The sequence below is a fragment of the Liquorilactobacillus satsumensis genome (assembly GCF_964065465.1).
Lineage (GTDB): Bacteria > Bacillota > Bacilli > Lactobacillales > Lactobacillaceae > Liquorilactobacillus > Liquorilactobacillus satsumensis.
The window spans coordinates 2,311,327-2,325,379 of record NZ_OZ061606.1; the positions used below are offsets into that span (position 1 = coordinate 2,311,327).

Annotated in this window: 15 protein-coding genes; all 15 read left to right on the forward strand. The window is 40.9% G+C overall.

The annotated features are described in order from the left end of the window. The first annotated feature begins 10 nt into the window (after positions 1 to 10). The 15 genes from AB3Y88_RS10835 to sufB all read left to right on the forward strand — a co-directional run bounded on the left by AB3Y88_RS10835 (position 11) and on the right by sufB (position 14,037). Entirely contained in the window at positions 11 to 958 is a 948-nt protein-coding gene (locus tag AB3Y88_RS10835; protein ID WP_056961181.1) for a F0F1 ATP synthase subunit gamma, read from the forward strand. 21 nt (positions 959 to 979) lie between these two features. Beyond that, a complete protein-coding gene (gene atpD / locus AB3Y88_RS10840) occupies positions 980 to 2,389 on the forward strand; it encodes a F0F1 ATP synthase subunit beta (RefSeq protein WP_056961180.1) in 1,410 nt (469 codons plus the stop codon). A gap of 14 nt (positions 2,390 to 2,403) precedes the next feature. Then, a complete protein-coding gene (locus AB3Y88_RS10845; protein WP_056961179.1) occupies positions 2,404 to 2,829 on the forward strand; it encodes a F0F1 ATP synthase subunit epsilon in 426 nt (141 codons plus the stop codon). A gap of 354 nt (positions 2,830 to 3,183) precedes the next feature. Further along, entirely contained in the window at positions 3,184 to 3,396 is a 213-nt protein-coding gene (locus AB3Y88_RS10850) for a DUF1146 family protein (protein ID WP_315972266.1), read from the forward strand. 55 nt (positions 3,397 to 3,451) lie between these two features. Beyond that, positions 3,452 to 4,756, forward strand: coding sequence for a UDP-N-acetylglucosamine 1-carboxyvinyltransferase (gene murA, locus AB3Y88_RS10855; protein WP_056961178.1), 1,305 nt, complete (start codon positions 3,452 to 3,454; stop codon positions 4,754 to 4,756). Positions 4,757 to 4,933: 177 nt separating this feature from the next. Then, the gene (locus tag AB3Y88_RS10860) at positions 4,934 to 5,941 is read left to right on the forward strand and encodes a rod shape-determining protein (RefSeq protein ID WP_056961177.1); all 1,008 of its coding nucleotides are present in this window, start codon (positions 4,934 to 4,936) and stop codon (positions 5,939 to 5,941) included. A 24-nt stretch (positions 5,942 to 5,965) separates the two neighbouring features. Then, positions 5,966 to 6,217, forward strand: a complete 252-nt coding sequence (gene yidD / locus AB3Y88_RS10865) for a membrane protein insertion efficiency factor YidD (RefSeq protein ID WP_056961358.1) — start codon at positions 5,966 to 5,968, stop codon at positions 6,215 to 6,217. Between the two features lie 21 nt (positions 6,218 to 6,238). Next, positions 6,239 to 6,460 (forward strand): DUF2969 family protein, encoded by a 222-nt coding sequence (locus AB3Y88_RS10870; RefSeq protein WP_228889332.1) that lies wholly within the window; start codon positions 6,239 to 6,241, stop codon positions 6,458 to 6,460. Positions 6,461 to 6,547: 87 nt separating this feature from the next. Further along, positions 6,548 to 7,747, forward strand: a complete 1,200-nt coding sequence (locus tag AB3Y88_RS10875; protein WP_228889335.1) for an FtsW/RodA/SpoVE family cell cycle protein — start codon at positions 6,548 to 6,550, stop codon at positions 7,745 to 7,747. Positions 7,748 to 8,367: 620 nt separating this feature from the next. Further along, the gene (locus AB3Y88_RS10880) at positions 8,368 to 8,721 is read left to right on the forward strand and encodes an arsenate reductase family protein (protein WP_054758127.1); all 354 of its coding nucleotides are present in this window, start codon (positions 8,368 to 8,370) and stop codon (positions 8,719 to 8,721) included. Between the two features lie 120 nt (positions 8,722 to 8,841). Continuing rightward, a complete protein-coding gene (gene sufC / locus AB3Y88_RS10885; RefSeq protein ID WP_056961175.1) occupies positions 8,842 to 9,621 on the forward strand; it encodes a Fe-S cluster assembly ATPase SufC in 780 nt (259 codons plus the stop codon). Positions 9,622 to 9,633: 12 nt separating this feature from the next. Continuing rightward, positions 9,634 to 10,926 carry a Fe-S cluster assembly protein SufD gene (gene sufD / locus AB3Y88_RS10890; RefSeq protein WP_228889338.1) on the forward strand — a complete coding sequence of 431 codons (1,293 nt, stop codon included), beginning with the start codon at positions 9,634 to 9,636 and terminating at the stop codon, positions 10,924 to 10,926. Beyond that, a complete protein-coding gene (locus tag AB3Y88_RS10895) occupies positions 10,907 to 12,145 on the forward strand; it encodes a cysteine desulfurase (protein ID WP_315972238.1) in 1,239 nt (412 codons plus the stop codon). Before sufD ends, AB3Y88_RS10895 begins: the two co-directional genes overlap by 20 nt. After that, positions 12,132 to 12,572, forward strand: coding sequence for a Fe-S cluster assembly sulfur transfer protein SufU (gene sufU, locus AB3Y88_RS10900; protein WP_056961172.1), 441 nt, complete (start codon positions 12,132 to 12,134; stop codon positions 12,570 to 12,572). Before AB3Y88_RS10895 ends, sufU begins: the two co-directional genes overlap by 14 nt. A 61-nt stretch (positions 12,573 to 12,633) precedes the next feature. Beyond that, entirely contained in the window at positions 12,634 to 14,037 is a 1,404-nt protein-coding gene (gene sufB / locus AB3Y88_RS10905) for a Fe-S cluster assembly protein SufB (RefSeq protein ID WP_228889342.1), read from the forward strand. Positions 14,038 to 14,053: the final 16 nt, after the last annotated feature.

The window sequence follows — 14,053 nt, forward strand, 5'->3', positions numbered from 1 at the left end:
GTGAGAGCTAATGGGAGCTTCTTTGCAAGAAGTTAAGCGCCGTATTTCTTCGACAAAGAAAACAGAGCAGATCACAGGTGCCATGCAAATGGTGTCAACTGCTAAACTGAGTCAAATCCAGCGACATGCTACTGGATATCAGGCATATGCAGAAAAGATCCGCAGTGTCATTACTCATCTTGCAAAATCACACCTTTTGGATAGTGGGGTTGCCAGCAGTTCAGCAGCTTCAAACCATGCAGATGGAGATCAGATTAATGGTTTGGAAATGCTTGTCAAACGTCCTGTAAAAACGACAGGAATTATTGTGGTTACTTCAGATCGTGGGCTTGTTGGCAGTTACAATAGTAATGTGATCAAACAGACATTGGACCTGATCACAAATGGTAACCATTCTACTGATGACATTGTAATTATTGCAATTGGTGGAACAGGCGCAGATTTCTTCAAAAAGCGTGGCTTCAATGTTGCCTACGAATATCGCGGTGTAAGTGATATTCCTAAATTTAGGGAGACACATGAGTTGGTGAAGCGAATCATTACAATGTACAGTGAAGAAATTTATGACGAATTGTATGTTTGCTATAACCATTTTGTCAATTCAATGACTTCTGAGTTTAGAGCAGAACCAATGCTGCCAATTTCAGCAATGAATATCGGGAGCGAAGGTCTTGGAGAAGAGTCAGCGTCCGGCTTTACGGCTGAATATGAGATGGAACCTTCTGAAGATGCAATTTTGGAAGTTGTTTTACCGCAGTATGCTGAGAGCTTAATATATGGCTCGATTCTTGACGCTAAGACTGCAGAGCATGCATCTAGTTCGACTGCAATGAAATCAGCGACTGATAATGCTAAGGATATTATTTCATCCTTGGAATTACAGTATAATCGTGCACGCCAGAGTGCAATTACAACTGAAATCACTGAAATTACTGGTGCACAAGCAGCTCTGGATTAAGATGATGGGAGGAATGAGTAGATGAGTTCTGGTAAAGTAGTTCAAGTTATCGGACCTGTTATTGACGTTCAATTTCCTCTTAGTGAAACTTTGCCTGATATCAATAATGCATTGAATGTTGAGCGCGGAGACGGCTCAAACTTAGTCGTCGAAGTTACACTTGAACTTGGTGATGGTGTAATGAGGACGATTGCGATGGATTCCACAGATGGGGTTCAACGTGGTGCAAAAGTTGAGGATACTGGTTCATCAATCAGTGTTCCAGTCGGCAAGGAAACATTAGGAAGAGTTTTCAACGTCTTAGGTCAAACAATTGATGGTGGCGAGGAATTCGGTCAAGATGCAAAACGCAATCCGATTCACCGTGATGTTCCTCCGTATGATCAATTGAATACAAAAATTGAAATTCTTGAAACAGGAATTAAAGTTATTGACTTGTTAGCACCTTACATTAAAGGTGGGAAGATTGGATTGTTTGGTGGTGCCGGTGTTGGTAAGACAGTTTTGATTCAAGAACTGATCCATAACATTGCCCAAGAACATAATGGTATTTCTGTTTTCACGGGTGTTGGAGAAAGAACTCGTGAGGGGAATGACCTTTACTTTGAAATGAAAGAATCCGGTGTTCTGGAAAAGACTGCGATGGTGTTTGGTCAGATGAACGAGCCACCTGGTGCACGTATGCGGGTTGCGCTGACTGGTTTGACGATTGCGGAATATTTCCGTGATACTGAAGGACAAGATGTCTTGCTCTTTATTGACAATATCTTCCGCTTCACACAGGCTGGTTCTGAAGTTTCTGCTTTGTTGGGACGGATTCCTTCAGCCGTTGGTTATCAGCCGACGTTGGCAACTGAAATGGGTCAATTGCAAGAAAGAATTACTTCAACGAAAAAGGGTTCAGTTACTTCAATTCAGGCTGTTTATGTCCCTGCCGATGATTATACTGATCCTGCTCCAGCTACAACCTTTGCGCATTTGGATGCAACTACTAACTTGGAGCGGAGTTTGACACAGCAAGGAATTTATCCAGCCGTTGATCCTTTAGCTTCAACTTCAAGTGCTCTTTCGCCAGAAATTGTTGGGGAAGAACATTATAAAATTGCGACAGATGTACAGCATGTATTACAACGTTACCGCGAATTGCAGGATATCATCTCAATTTTAGGGATGGATGAATTATCTGATGAAGAAAAGGTAATCGTGGCACGTGCACGTCGGATTCAATTCTTCTTATCACAGAATTTCCACGTTGCTGAGCAGTTTACCGGCGTTCCAGGTTCTTATGTTCCTGTCAAAGAGACGGTTAAGGGCTTCAAGGAAATTCTTGAGGGCAAGTATGATGATCTTCCTGAAGATGCCTTTCGTTCTGTCGGACGGATTGAAGAAGTCGTTGAAAAAGCTAAAAAGATGACTAGCAAGAGCAAGTAGGGAGGTAACGCGAAATGGCTGAAGAAAAGCTATTGACAGTTAATGTGGTTACCCCTGACGGCAGTGTTTATGATGAAAAAACTCCAATGGCGGTTTTTAAAACCACTGTTGGCGAGCTGGGAATTCTGCCAGAACATATTCCGTTATTGGCTTCACTCGAAATTGATGAAGTCCGGGTTAAAGTTCCCGGAACTGAGGACAAATTTGATGAGATTGCTGTCAATGGAGGGTTTGTAGAGTTCTCCAATAACATTGCAACAGTCGTAGCTAATAGTGCCGAGCGTAAAGAAAATATTGATCTTGCGCGTGCTGAACGTGCACGCAAGCGTGCACAGGAACGTTTGGAAAAAGCGCGGCAAGAGCAAAATATCGATAAGCAACGACGTGCTGAGATTTCATTACGGCGTGCACTTAATCGCTTGAATATTTCTAAACACTAGTTACTAAACAACAAGATTGCTCTAAAGTTATGAAGATTGAGGTGTTAACAGGTACATACCAAACCTGTTAATGACCAGCACAAGTTAAATAGAGATTATGTTAAAGTGAAAGCTTTGACGTAATCTCTATTTTATTTTCATTGGATATTTAGCATAATTTTTTTATTATTTTAGTAGACTTTTCATAAAAAATAAATTTCTTTTTTAGGTCTGAAATATAAGGTTTGCGTAATTCGCCAAAATAAAATATTAAAATATTACAAAAATGTTACTTGACACAAGACGTCATATTTTTTTTATGATATTATTAAGCTATGGATTTTGGAGGGTATGAAAATGAAATACGAAGGAATTATGGCTTTATTAAATCTTATCAGTAGCTTTGCATTTATTTTGCTTACGTTCTTTTGCCTGCAATCTTTAAGGCTCGATAGGTACATATCCTCACAAAGACAGAGAAATTTTAGTTTTTTGATTATTTTGATTTCGGTTGCGATCGGCTACGCTTGTAGTTCGTTTTTTATTGATTTTATCAATAATGTGCGGAACTTATCGTATCTTCTGTAAGAGAAATTTTGTGGTTTAAATTAATTTCAGCGAAACTTATTTGGAGGAATTCACATTGGAAAAAATAATTGTTCATGGAGGAAACAGGTTAGAAGGTACAGTTCAGGTTGAAGGTGCGAAGAACGCTGTTTTGCCGATTATGGCTGCCAGTTTATTAACTGACGAAGGAACTGTGCATTTGGATAACGTGCCTGTCTTGTCCGATGTGTACATGATGAATAATGTTTTACGTTTTTTGAATGTCAAAGTTGAGATGAATGAAAAAGAAAAGACAGTTGATCTAAATGCTGCTGCGAAGCTTTCATATGAAGCTCCCTTTAAATATGTTTCGAAAATGCGTGCTTCGATTGTGGTCTTTGGACCGCTCTTGGCACGCTTAAAACATGCGAAGGTTGCGATGCCTGGTGGCTGTGCGATTGGATCACGTCCAATCGATCTGCATCTTAAGGGACTTGAGGCTATGGGAGCCCAAGTTGAACAGCATGATGGTTTTATTGAGGCGACAACAACTGGTTTGGTTGGCGCCGACATTTACCTTGATTTTCCAAGTGTGGGTGCGACAGAAAATATTATGATGGCTGCAACCCTTGCAAAGGGGACGACGGTTATTGAAAATGTTGCGCGTGAACCAGAAATCGTGGATTTAGCTAATGTTTTAAATAAAATGGGCGCCCAAGTTTCCGGAGCAGGAACTGAGCGCATCAAGGTTGTAGGGGTAGCTGAACTTCACGGGGTTGCGCATACAATTGTTCAGGATCGTATTGAGGCTGGAACTTTCATGGTTGCAGCTGCGGTTACGGGCGGTAATGTGTTGGTCGAAAATGCAATTGCAGAGCATAATCGTCCTTTAATCTCTAAGCTTGAGGAAATGGGCGTCTCCGTGCAGGAAGAAAGCCAAGGAATTAGGGTGATTGGAACCACTGCAATTAAACCGACAAATGTTAAAACGATGCCTTATCCTGGCTTTCCGACTGACATGCAGCCGCAAATTTCAATTTTACAGTTACTTGCTCAAGGAGAAAGTTTAATTACTGAAACCGTATTCGAAAACCGTTTCATGCATTTTGATGAATTAAGACGGATGAATGCCAAATTTAGAATTGACGGTAATTCAGCTTATTTGCAAGGACCAACACACTTCCATGGTGCTGAAGTGGCGGCAACTGATTTACGCGCAGCTGCAGCCTTAGTTTTAGCTGGATTGGTGGCAGAAGGGTATACTCAAGTCACTAATTTGAAGTATTTGGATCGTGGTTATTATCATTTCCATCAGAAATTAGCGGCTTTAGGTGCTGAAATTACACGGGTTAGTGAAGATGAAGTGACGACTGAACAGTTGAAAAAAGCAAGTCGCTTATAAATTGTTTCTTTTTTGCTAAGAAGTTTATTTTTTGGTTAGAGAAAGCTGATTTATACGATTGGATATTTTTGTGCTTACCTATTTATGCTATAATTAAATAGGTTTTTTGAGTGTAAGTTAACGGTAAGAGCAACCGCCGGATGGATACATAATGGGGCTGATTAAAGGAGAATAATTATGGCTAAAGATATTGGGATCGATCTGGGAACTGCTAATGTTTTAATAAATATCAAGGGTAAGGGAATCGTTTTGAATGAGCCTTCAGTAGTTGCAATCGATACCCAGACTGGTCGTGTTTTAGCTGTCGGGTCAGAGGCATATAAAATGGTCGGACGGACCCCCAGCAACATTCGAGCAATTCGTCCCTTAAAAGATGGAGTAATTGCAGACTTTGATATGACAGAACAGATGCTTTCCTACTTTATTAAAAAATTGAATGTTAAGGGGATCATGTCAAAACCTAATATTTTGATATGCTGTCCTACAAGTACGACTTCGATTGAACGCAAGGCAATTAGACAAGCCGCTGAAAAGTCAGGCGGCGGCGGTTCTGTCTATCTAGAAGAAGAGCCTAAGGTTGCTGCAATCGGAGCCGGACTTGACATCTTCCAACCGCGCGGCAGTATGGTCATTGATATCGGTGGTGGGACTAGTGACATTGCAATTATTTCGTTAGGGGATATTGTTGTCAGTCGTTCACTGCGAACTGCCGGAGACCGTTTGAATATGGACATTATGACTTATATGCGCAAATCACATGGGCTTCAGATTGGTGAACATACCGCGGAAAAGATTAAGATTGAAATTGGGACGGTTGTTCCTGGTCATCGCACAAAGGAAATGGAAGTACGTGGACGAGATATTGTAAATGGTCTGCCGCGGACGGTCACACTTTCTTCAGACCAGATTGAAAAGGCATTGCATGACACAATGCTTTCAGTTATTGAAGCTGCCAAAGAAGTTCTTGAGCAGACACCACCTGAGTTGGCAGCTGATATTATTGATCGTGGAATCGTCCTGACTGGTGGCGGTGCACTTCTTGATGGCATTGACAGCTTGTTTGCTAAATATCTGAAAGTTCCGGTCGTAGTAGCAGATACTCCTCTTGATGATGTTGCGTTGGGAACAGGCTTTTTGCTGGAACATATTGAAAAAAACAGTAAAAAGAACAGAAAGGCTAAATAAAGCGAATGAGGGGTGGAGAGAATGATGAAAAAAATCCTGCTCTTATTGATTCGGATGTATCAAAGGGGAATTTCCCCTTTTTTTCCGCCCAGTTGTCGCTATTATCCGACTTGTTCTAATTATATGTTGCAGGCAATTCAAAAGCATGGTGCTGCGAAAGGATTCTTAATGGGGTTCAGTCGTATTTTAAGGTGTCATCCTTTTGTACGCGGAGGGTACGATCCTGTACCTGAAAAGTTCAGTCTGAGACGCAACCCAAAAAATAATAAAATATGATGAAACTTTAGGAGGAGTAGCGTGTCTAAAAGAGAGAAAAATATTGAGATTGTGGAAGAAGAAAAGGAAGTAAACGGCACTCCGGAAACTAATTTAAAAATTGGGACGGTAAGTGTGGGCTCTGTCAAGCAGGATGGGCAAAAATTCATCGCTGTCTTTCCAAACGGAGAAACTTTTAGAACTGGATCGCATAAGGAAGCAGTTAATTTGCTGATTCGGGAATATCATCTTCACCGCAATTAAGACAGTTGAGGGGGGCTGTGACAAAATGCTTGTTTTGTTACGGCTCTTTCAATTTAAAGCATGGCTTTATTTTTAAGGAGGGCAATTTTGGCACAAAGACAGCTGACGAGAGAAGATAACGCGGATGTACGGATTGATTATGGAATCATTTTTTCCGTACTGACTTTAGCTGTGATTGGAATGGCCTCAATTTTTGTGGCTGCCAACCACGATACCAGTACAACCAGTATTGGTAAGATGCTTGCGATGCAATTGGTCTGGTACTTGATCGGAACGGTTGCGGTGGTGATCATCATGCAATTTGATGCTGAACAGTTATGGAAACTGGCACCGATTGCTTATGGAATTGGGATTACTATGTTGGTACTTGTTCTGTTTATGTATAGCAGGAGTTATTATGCAGACACTGGTGCTAAAAGCTGGTTCTCGTTTGCAGGGATAACTTTCCAACCTTCTGAGGTTATGAAGCCGGCATATATTATGATGCTGGCACGTGTTGTGGCGCAGCACAACAATGAGTATCCGGTTCACACGGTTAATAGCGACTGGCACTTGCTTGGAAAAATGTTCGCTTGGAGTGTACCAATTCCAATTTTGCTTAAACTTCAAAATGACTTTGGGACAATGCTTGTTTTCTTCGCGATTCTTGGTGGAGTAATCCTTGTATCTGGGATTACCTGGAAAATTATCATCCCAGTCGCTTCAATTGTGGGAGTAGTGGGGTCATTGTTGATTGCACTTGTAGTATTTTGGCGAGGTATTTTACTGAATATTGGTTTTAAAACTTATCAATTTCAACGAATAGAAGCATGGCTTGATCCTTCAGCTAATACATCAGATAGCAGTTATCAGCTCTGGCAAAGTATGAAAGCAATTGGTTCTGGTAAGTTGTTTGGGAAAGGTTTTGATGTCTCAAATGTATATGTCCCCGTGCGCGAATCTGATATGGTTTTCTCTGTAATTGGAGAAAATTTTGGTTTCATTGGAGGATGTGTTTTGATTTTCTTGTATCTCTTGTTGATTTTCCAGATGATTCAGGTCACATTTGATACAAAAAATGAATTTTATGCTTACCTCTCAACCGGTGTTATTATGATGATCTTATTCCATGTTTTTGAAAATGTGGGGATGAGTATTGGATTATTACCTTTAACAGGGATTCCGTTGCCGTTTATCAGTCAAGGAGGTTCGTCTTTGATTGGTAATATGGTTGGAGTTGGTTTAGTCATGTCAATGAGGTATCATAATAAGAGTTACATGTTCAGCAGCAGTCGTGAATTTCACTAACCTAGGTAACAAGATGTAATAATGCAAAGTTTGGAAAAGTAGGTTACCAAATAAAAATCATATTTGATGTGTATCAAATAAAGAGAGTGTGACATAAGTCGAAAAAATTTGAGTATTAACTCGAAATTACTTATAGCGAGTACTTTGCTATGAGTAATTCGAAGTTAGACGGAGAATTTTGACTTATGGAACACGTTTATCCGGAATAAAAGAGAGAGTGTGACATAAGTCGGGAAAATTTGAGTGCTAACTCGAAATTACGAACATCGCGAGTACTTTGCGATGAGTAATTCGAAGTTAGACGGAGAATTTTGACTTATAGAACACGTTTATCCGGAATAAAAGAGGGGCTGTGACAAAAGTTAACTTTTGTCACAGCCCCTTTATTAGCTACTCAATCCTTCTATTCGTAATGATTTGCAGCCGATTACTAATTACGTAGAGTTTTAAAAGGTACCTATTTTGCAAAGTAACATTATTGGTGCAGCATCTCTATTGATGAGCTAATTTATAGCCAAAAGTTTTCAGAAACAATGCAAAACTTCTCATTATCTATGTAACATGTTCATTTTTTTTGTATAATAGAATTATTAAAATTAAATGAAAGAGAGCGTGTGTCTATGAAAAAATTTTATTGTTATCGCAGGTGCAGTACCTGTGCTAAAGCACGCAAATGGTTAGTACAAAACAACGTACCTTATCACGAAATTGAAATTGTCGAAACTCCACCAGATAGTACAGAGCTATTGCGGTTGATTGCAACTAAAAAACATCCACTCAAGTACTTCTTTAATACAAGTGGCATTAAGTATCGTGAATTAAAGCTTAAGGATCGGATTGCTGATTTAAGTGATCTCGAAGCAAGCAAGCTTTTGGCTAGTGATGGTAAGCTGATTAAACGACCATTAATGATTGAAGGAGAGCATTTCACTTGTGGTTTTAAAGAGGATCTTTATCAACGTGAATGGCTCTAAAGACGGTATTTTATGGATCAGCAAAAGGTTATCTAAATTATGTGCTTGATCGAAGCTAATTGAAATCAAGTAACAGTTAGGCTAGAATGAGAGCGAGTTTTTAAATTGGAGGAAGCAACTATGACAACGCTTGAAGTGAAAGATCTGCATGTTTCAATTGAAGGAAAAAATATTCTCAAAGGTGTCAACTTAAAAATGAAGACAGGTGAGATCCACGCAATTATGGGTCCAAATGGAACTGGTAAATCAACGCTTTCTGAAGCAATTATGGGACATCCTGCATATCAAGTTACACAAGGTGAGGTGTTACTTGATGGCGTAAATATTTTGGATAAACCGGTTGACGAAAGAGCACGTGCTGGTCTTTTCTTGGCAATGCAGTATCCGGCTGAAATTCCGGGAGTGACAAATGCTGAGTTTATTCGCGGTGCAATTAATGCACGCCGTCCGGAAGACGATCCAATGTCAATTCGAGCTTTTCTTAAAGAGCTTGACAAAACAATGTCAGTACTTGATATGACAGAAGAAATGGCTGAACGTTATCTGAACGAGGGCTTTTCAGGTGGCGAGAAGAAGCGCAATGAAATTTTACAAATGATGATGATTAAACCCAAGTTTGCAATTCTCGATGAGATTGATTCTGGGCTTGATATTGACGCATTAAAAGTTGTTTCACGCGGAGTTAATAAAATGCGGGGACCAGAGTTTGGTTCATTAATTATTACACATTATCAGCGCCTGTTGAACTACATTGTGCCAGATGTAGTTCATGTTATGATGGGTGGCAGGATTGTTAAGCAAGGCGGCCCTGAACTTGCTAAGAGACTGGAAGATGAAGGCTATGCAGGGTTACGTGACGAGTTGGGACTTGATATTAAACTCGTCGATGAAGAAGCTTAGAGGAGAGATAATATGACAGTTGAAACCAAGGACTACCTTGAGATCAAAGAATATGCACAAAAGGTGGGCGAACCCGACTGGTTCACTGCCCTGCGACTCAAAGCATTAGAAGCATTGCCGCAGCTGACTCTTCCTTCGTTCGAGAAAATCAAATATCAACGGTGGCCAATTCAGTTAAAAGGGGCACTTAAGCAACGCCATTCTAAACCAGAATTACTACAGCAGCTTTCTTTAAAAGATGCTGCTCATTTAGTAGTTCAATTAGGCCAAGAAACTGTAACTACAAAGGGATTGGACCTCTTTGAAGAGCAAGGTGTGATTATCTGCGACTGGCAAACTGCTTTACGTGAACATCCCGCATTGGTAAAGAAGTACTTCATGAAAAAAGCAATTAAAGTTGATGAAGACTTATTGACAGCGCAGCATGTAGCTTACTTGACTAGTGGGCTCTTTGTTTATATTCCTAAAAATACGGTTTTAAAGGATCCTTTAACCTCCTATTTTGTACAGGATGCAACAGAAAAGCAAGATTATGTGCACCATGTAATTATTGTCGCTGAAGAAAACAGTGAATTTTCATATTTGGAAAACCTGACAACCTTAGGGCAAACTGAAACAACAGCTAATATCATTGTGGAAGTGATTGCGGGAACTAACAGTCATGTTAAGTTTGCAAGCGTGGATCGTCTAGGACGCAATACAACCACTTATCTTAATCGCAGAGGTCATCTCGGGACAAATGCCAAGATTGATTGGTCGATGGGGATGATGAATGACGGTAATATTGTGGGAGATTTTGATTCTGATCTTGTCGGAGACGGGTCTCATTCAGAAGTCAAAGTAGTGGCAATCTCAACGGGCAATCAAGTCCAAGGAATTGACACACGGGTGACTAATAGCGGCAAACATACGATTGGTCATATTCTGCAACATGGTGTCATTTTATCACGCTCCACACTGACTTTTAATGGTATTGGACATATCATAAAAGGTGCAAAGGGTGCCGATGCACAGCAGGAAAGCCGTGTGCTGATGCTTTCCACTAAGGCTAAAGGGGATGCAAATCCTATCTTGTTGATCGACGATAATGACGTAACAGCTGGGCATGCCGCCAGTGTAGGACGGGTTAATCAAGAACAGCTTTATTATCTGATGAGCAGAGGCTTGCCAAAGAAGATTGCTGAACGCCTTGTGATTCGCGGCTTTTTAGGACCAGTGTTAGCAGAAATTCCGTCACAACTGATTCGTGAACAGCTCAAAGTTACAATAGAAAGGAAGCTTGTTGATGGACAAAAAGATGAATAATTATGAACAGGACTTCCCAATCTTGAAACAAAAAGTTAATGATGAACGGTTAGTATACCTAGACAACGCTGCCACTTCGCAAAAGCCGCGCGCTGTGATTGCGGCACTAACAAATTATTACTATCATGATAATGCAAATGTTCATCGTGGTGTCCATACTTTGGCGGAACGTGCTACTGAAAAGTTTGAAGAAGTGCGGCTTAAAGTCAAAAACTTTATTAATGCTCCTAGTGAGCGTGAGATTATTTACACTAAGGGTACAACTGAGGGTTTAAACTGGGTTGCTCGAAGCTATGGAATGTCTCATCTTAAGCAGGGGGATGAGATTGTCATTTCTTACATGGAACATCATAGTAATCTTGTTCCTTGGCAGCAATTGGCACAAAAGACGGGTGCACAGTTGAAGTATATCGAATTACTTGCGGATGGGCGACTTGATTTGGAAAGTGCACGTCAACAAATTACTGATAAAACGGCGATTGTTGCGTTGACGCATGTCTCTAATGTCTTAGGAGTCGTTAACCCGATTGCTCAGGTTGCAAATCTCGCTCATAGTCATGGGGCAATTATGGTAGTTGATGGGGCACAGTCAACCCCGCATATGAAAATTGATGTACAGTCTTTAGGCGCAGATTTTTTTGCTTTTTCGGGACACAAAATGCTTGCACCTACAGGAATTGGAATCTTGTGGGGGAAGAGTCGTTATCTCAATGAAATGCCGCCTCTTGAATTTGGCGGCGAAATGATTGATTGGGTGCAGCTCCAGGAGACAACTTTTAAGGAAATCCCATGGAAGTTTGAAGGTGGTACGCAAAATATCGCGGGAGTTGTGGGTTTAGGCGCAGCTATTGATTATCTTTCGCAAATTGGAATGGAACAAATTGAAGCGCATGAACAGGCTTTAAGCGCACGAGCATTGCCAGCATTGGAACAAATCAAGGGCTTAAAAATCTATGGACCATTGAATCCGGCGCTGCGAACAGGAATTATCTCATTTAACCTTGAGCAACTTCATCCGCATGATGTCGCGACTGCGCTTGACATGGAGGGAGTTGCTGTCAGAGCAGGCCATCATTGTGCACAACCATTGATGAAATATCTTGGAGTCGCTGCAATGGCGCGGGCAAGCTTTTACCTGTATAATACCGAACAAGACGTTGAACAGTTAGTCAAGGCAGTTAAGGCAACGAAGGAGTTCTTTAAAAATGGCACTGTCTAGGTTGGATAATTTATACAGGCAGATGATTCTTGATCATGCAGCTCATCCGCACCATCATGGTAAACTAACCAATGCCAAGCAGCAATTGGAATTGCGTAATCCAACTTGTGGCGATGTTTTACAGCTTGAGGTTAGTCTTGACGATGGAAAGATTAGTGAAATCGCGTTTTCTGGAACAGGGTGTACGATTAGCCAAGCTTCAGCCAGCATGATGACGGACGAGGTCTTGCATAAGACACCGGCACAAGTAGAGAAAATGGTCACGACTTTTTCAGAACTGGTAACTGGTCAAGATCCTGCAAATGCTGATGAGATTTTAGGCGATGCAGCGATCCTGGAAGGGGTTACGCAATTTCCAGCACGAATCAAATGTGCAACTCTGGCGTGGAAAGCTATTTATCAGATATTAGCAGAAGTTCAGGATTAGAATTAGAGACGCAGTGTAGAGTTTAAGCGAATGAAGCAAGATAAGAGAAGGAGGCCCAGCAATGGCTGATGCAAATCAACTTGGCTTAGGCGGCGAGTATAAGTATGGGTTTAAAGATAATATTGCCCCCATTTTAACGACTGGTGAGGGTTTAACCGAAGAGACAGTCCGTCAAATTTCGGCAGCAAAAAATGAACCTGATTGGATGCTGGATTTTCGCCTTAAGGCATTTAAACGTTACCAAGAAATGGAATTGCCCGATTTTGGACCAGATTTGTCTGTATTGGATTTGGACCACATTAATTACTTTAGGCGTGATAGTGATCGGATTGCGCGTAACTGGGAAGATGTTCCAGCCGACATCAAAAAGACGTTTGATCGGTTGGGAGTCCCAGAAGCTGAACGAAAATATTTAGCAGGTTCTTCGGCGCAGTATGAGTCAGAAGTTGTTTACCATAATATGCGCAAGGATTTCGAAGATTTGGGAATTGTTTTTATGGATACAGATTCTGCAGTGCAGGAATACCCTGACTTAGTACGCAAGTATTTTGGTAAATTGATTCCGCCATCTGACAATAAATTTGCGGCACTGAACTCAGCCGTGTGGTCAGGTGGGACCTTTATCTATGTACCTAAAGGGGTACGGACTGAGATTCCAATTCAAAGTTATTTTCGGATTAATGCTGGTAATAGTGGACAATTTGAAAGAACGCTGATTATTGTTGATGAAGGTGCCAGCGTGAATTATGTCGAAGGATGTACCGCACCTAATTATTCGCAAGACAGCTTGCATGCTGCCGTAGTGGAAGTGAATGTTTTACGCGATGCGTATTGCCGGTATACCACTATTCAAAATTGGTCTGATAATGTATACAGCTTAGAGACTAAGCGCGCGCGTGCGCAGGAAAATGCCACAATGGAATGGGTCGACGGAAACTTGGGTTCAAAAGTCACAATGAAGTACCCAAGTGTCTATCTGAATGGCGAAGGTGCCCGGGGAACAATGTTATCAATTGCTTTTGCTGGCAAAAATATTGACTCTGATACAGGAGCACGGATGATTCACAATGCCAAGAATACTTCAAGTTCGATTGTTTCTAAATCTTTGTGTAAAGATGGAGGGCGGGTCGACTATCGTGGAAAGGTTCGTTTTGGACGGCATAGTGATGGTTCATTTTCACACGTTGAATGTGACACGATTATTTTAGATGAAAAAAGTGCAAGTGATACAATTCCTTTCAATGAAATTAAAAATGGAAATGTTTCAATGGAGCATGAAGCTAAAGTCTCAAAGATTTCAGAGGAGCAGTTATATTATTTGATGAGTCGCGGAATTTCTGAGGAAAAAGCGACTGAGATGATTATTATGGGATTCGTGGAACCTTTCACCAAGGAACTTCCGATGGAGTATGCAGTTGAGTTGAATAGGCTGATTGAATATCAGATGGAAGGTTCGGTTGGTTAAATTCTCAGTTACGTGG

Excerpts from the sequence above, each read along its gene's own strand:
- AB3Y88_RS10835 (WP_056961181.1), top strand. The coding sequence starts at position 11 with ATGGGAGCTTCTTTGCAAGAAGTTAAGCGCCGTATTTCTTCGACAAAG.
- atpD (WP_056961180.1), top strand. The coding sequence starts at position 980 with ATGAGTTCTGGTAAAGTAGTTCAAGTTATCGGACCTGTTATTGACGTT.
- AB3Y88_RS10845 (WP_056961179.1), top strand. The coding sequence starts at position 2,404 with ATGGCTGAAGAAAAGCTATTGACAGTTAATGTGGTTACCCCTGACGGC.
- AB3Y88_RS10850 (WP_315972266.1), top strand. The coding sequence starts at position 3,184 with ATGGCTTTATTAAATCTTATCAGTAGCTTTGCATTTATTTTGCTTACG.
- AB3Y88_RS10860 (WP_056961177.1), top strand. The coding sequence starts at position 4,934 with ATGGCTAAAGATATTGGGATCGATCTGGGAACTGCTAATGTTTTAATA.
- yidD (WP_056961358.1), top strand. The coding sequence starts at position 5,966 with ATGAAAAAAATCCTGCTCTTATTGATTCGGATGTATCAAAGGGGAATT.
- AB3Y88_RS10880 (WP_054758127.1), top strand. The coding sequence starts at position 8,368 with ATGAAAAAATTTTATTGTTATCGCAGGTGCAGTACCTGTGCTAAAGCA.
- sufC (WP_056961175.1), top strand. The coding sequence starts at position 8,842 with ATGACAACGCTTGAAGTGAAAGATCTGCATGTTTCAATTGAAGGAAAA.
- sufD (WP_228889338.1), top strand. The coding sequence starts at position 9,634 with ATGACAGTTGAAACCAAGGACTACCTTGAGATCAAAGAATATGCACAA.
- AB3Y88_RS10895 (WP_315972238.1), top strand. The coding sequence starts at position 10,907 with ATGGACAAAAAGATGAATAATTATGAACAGGACTTCCCAATCTTGAAA.
- sufU (WP_056961172.1), top strand. The coding sequence starts at position 12,132 with ATGGCACTGTCTAGGTTGGATAATTTATACAGGCAGATGATTCTTGAT.
- sufB (WP_228889342.1), top strand. The coding sequence starts at position 12,634 with ATGGCTGATGCAAATCAACTTGGCTTAGGCGGCGAGTATAAGTATGGG.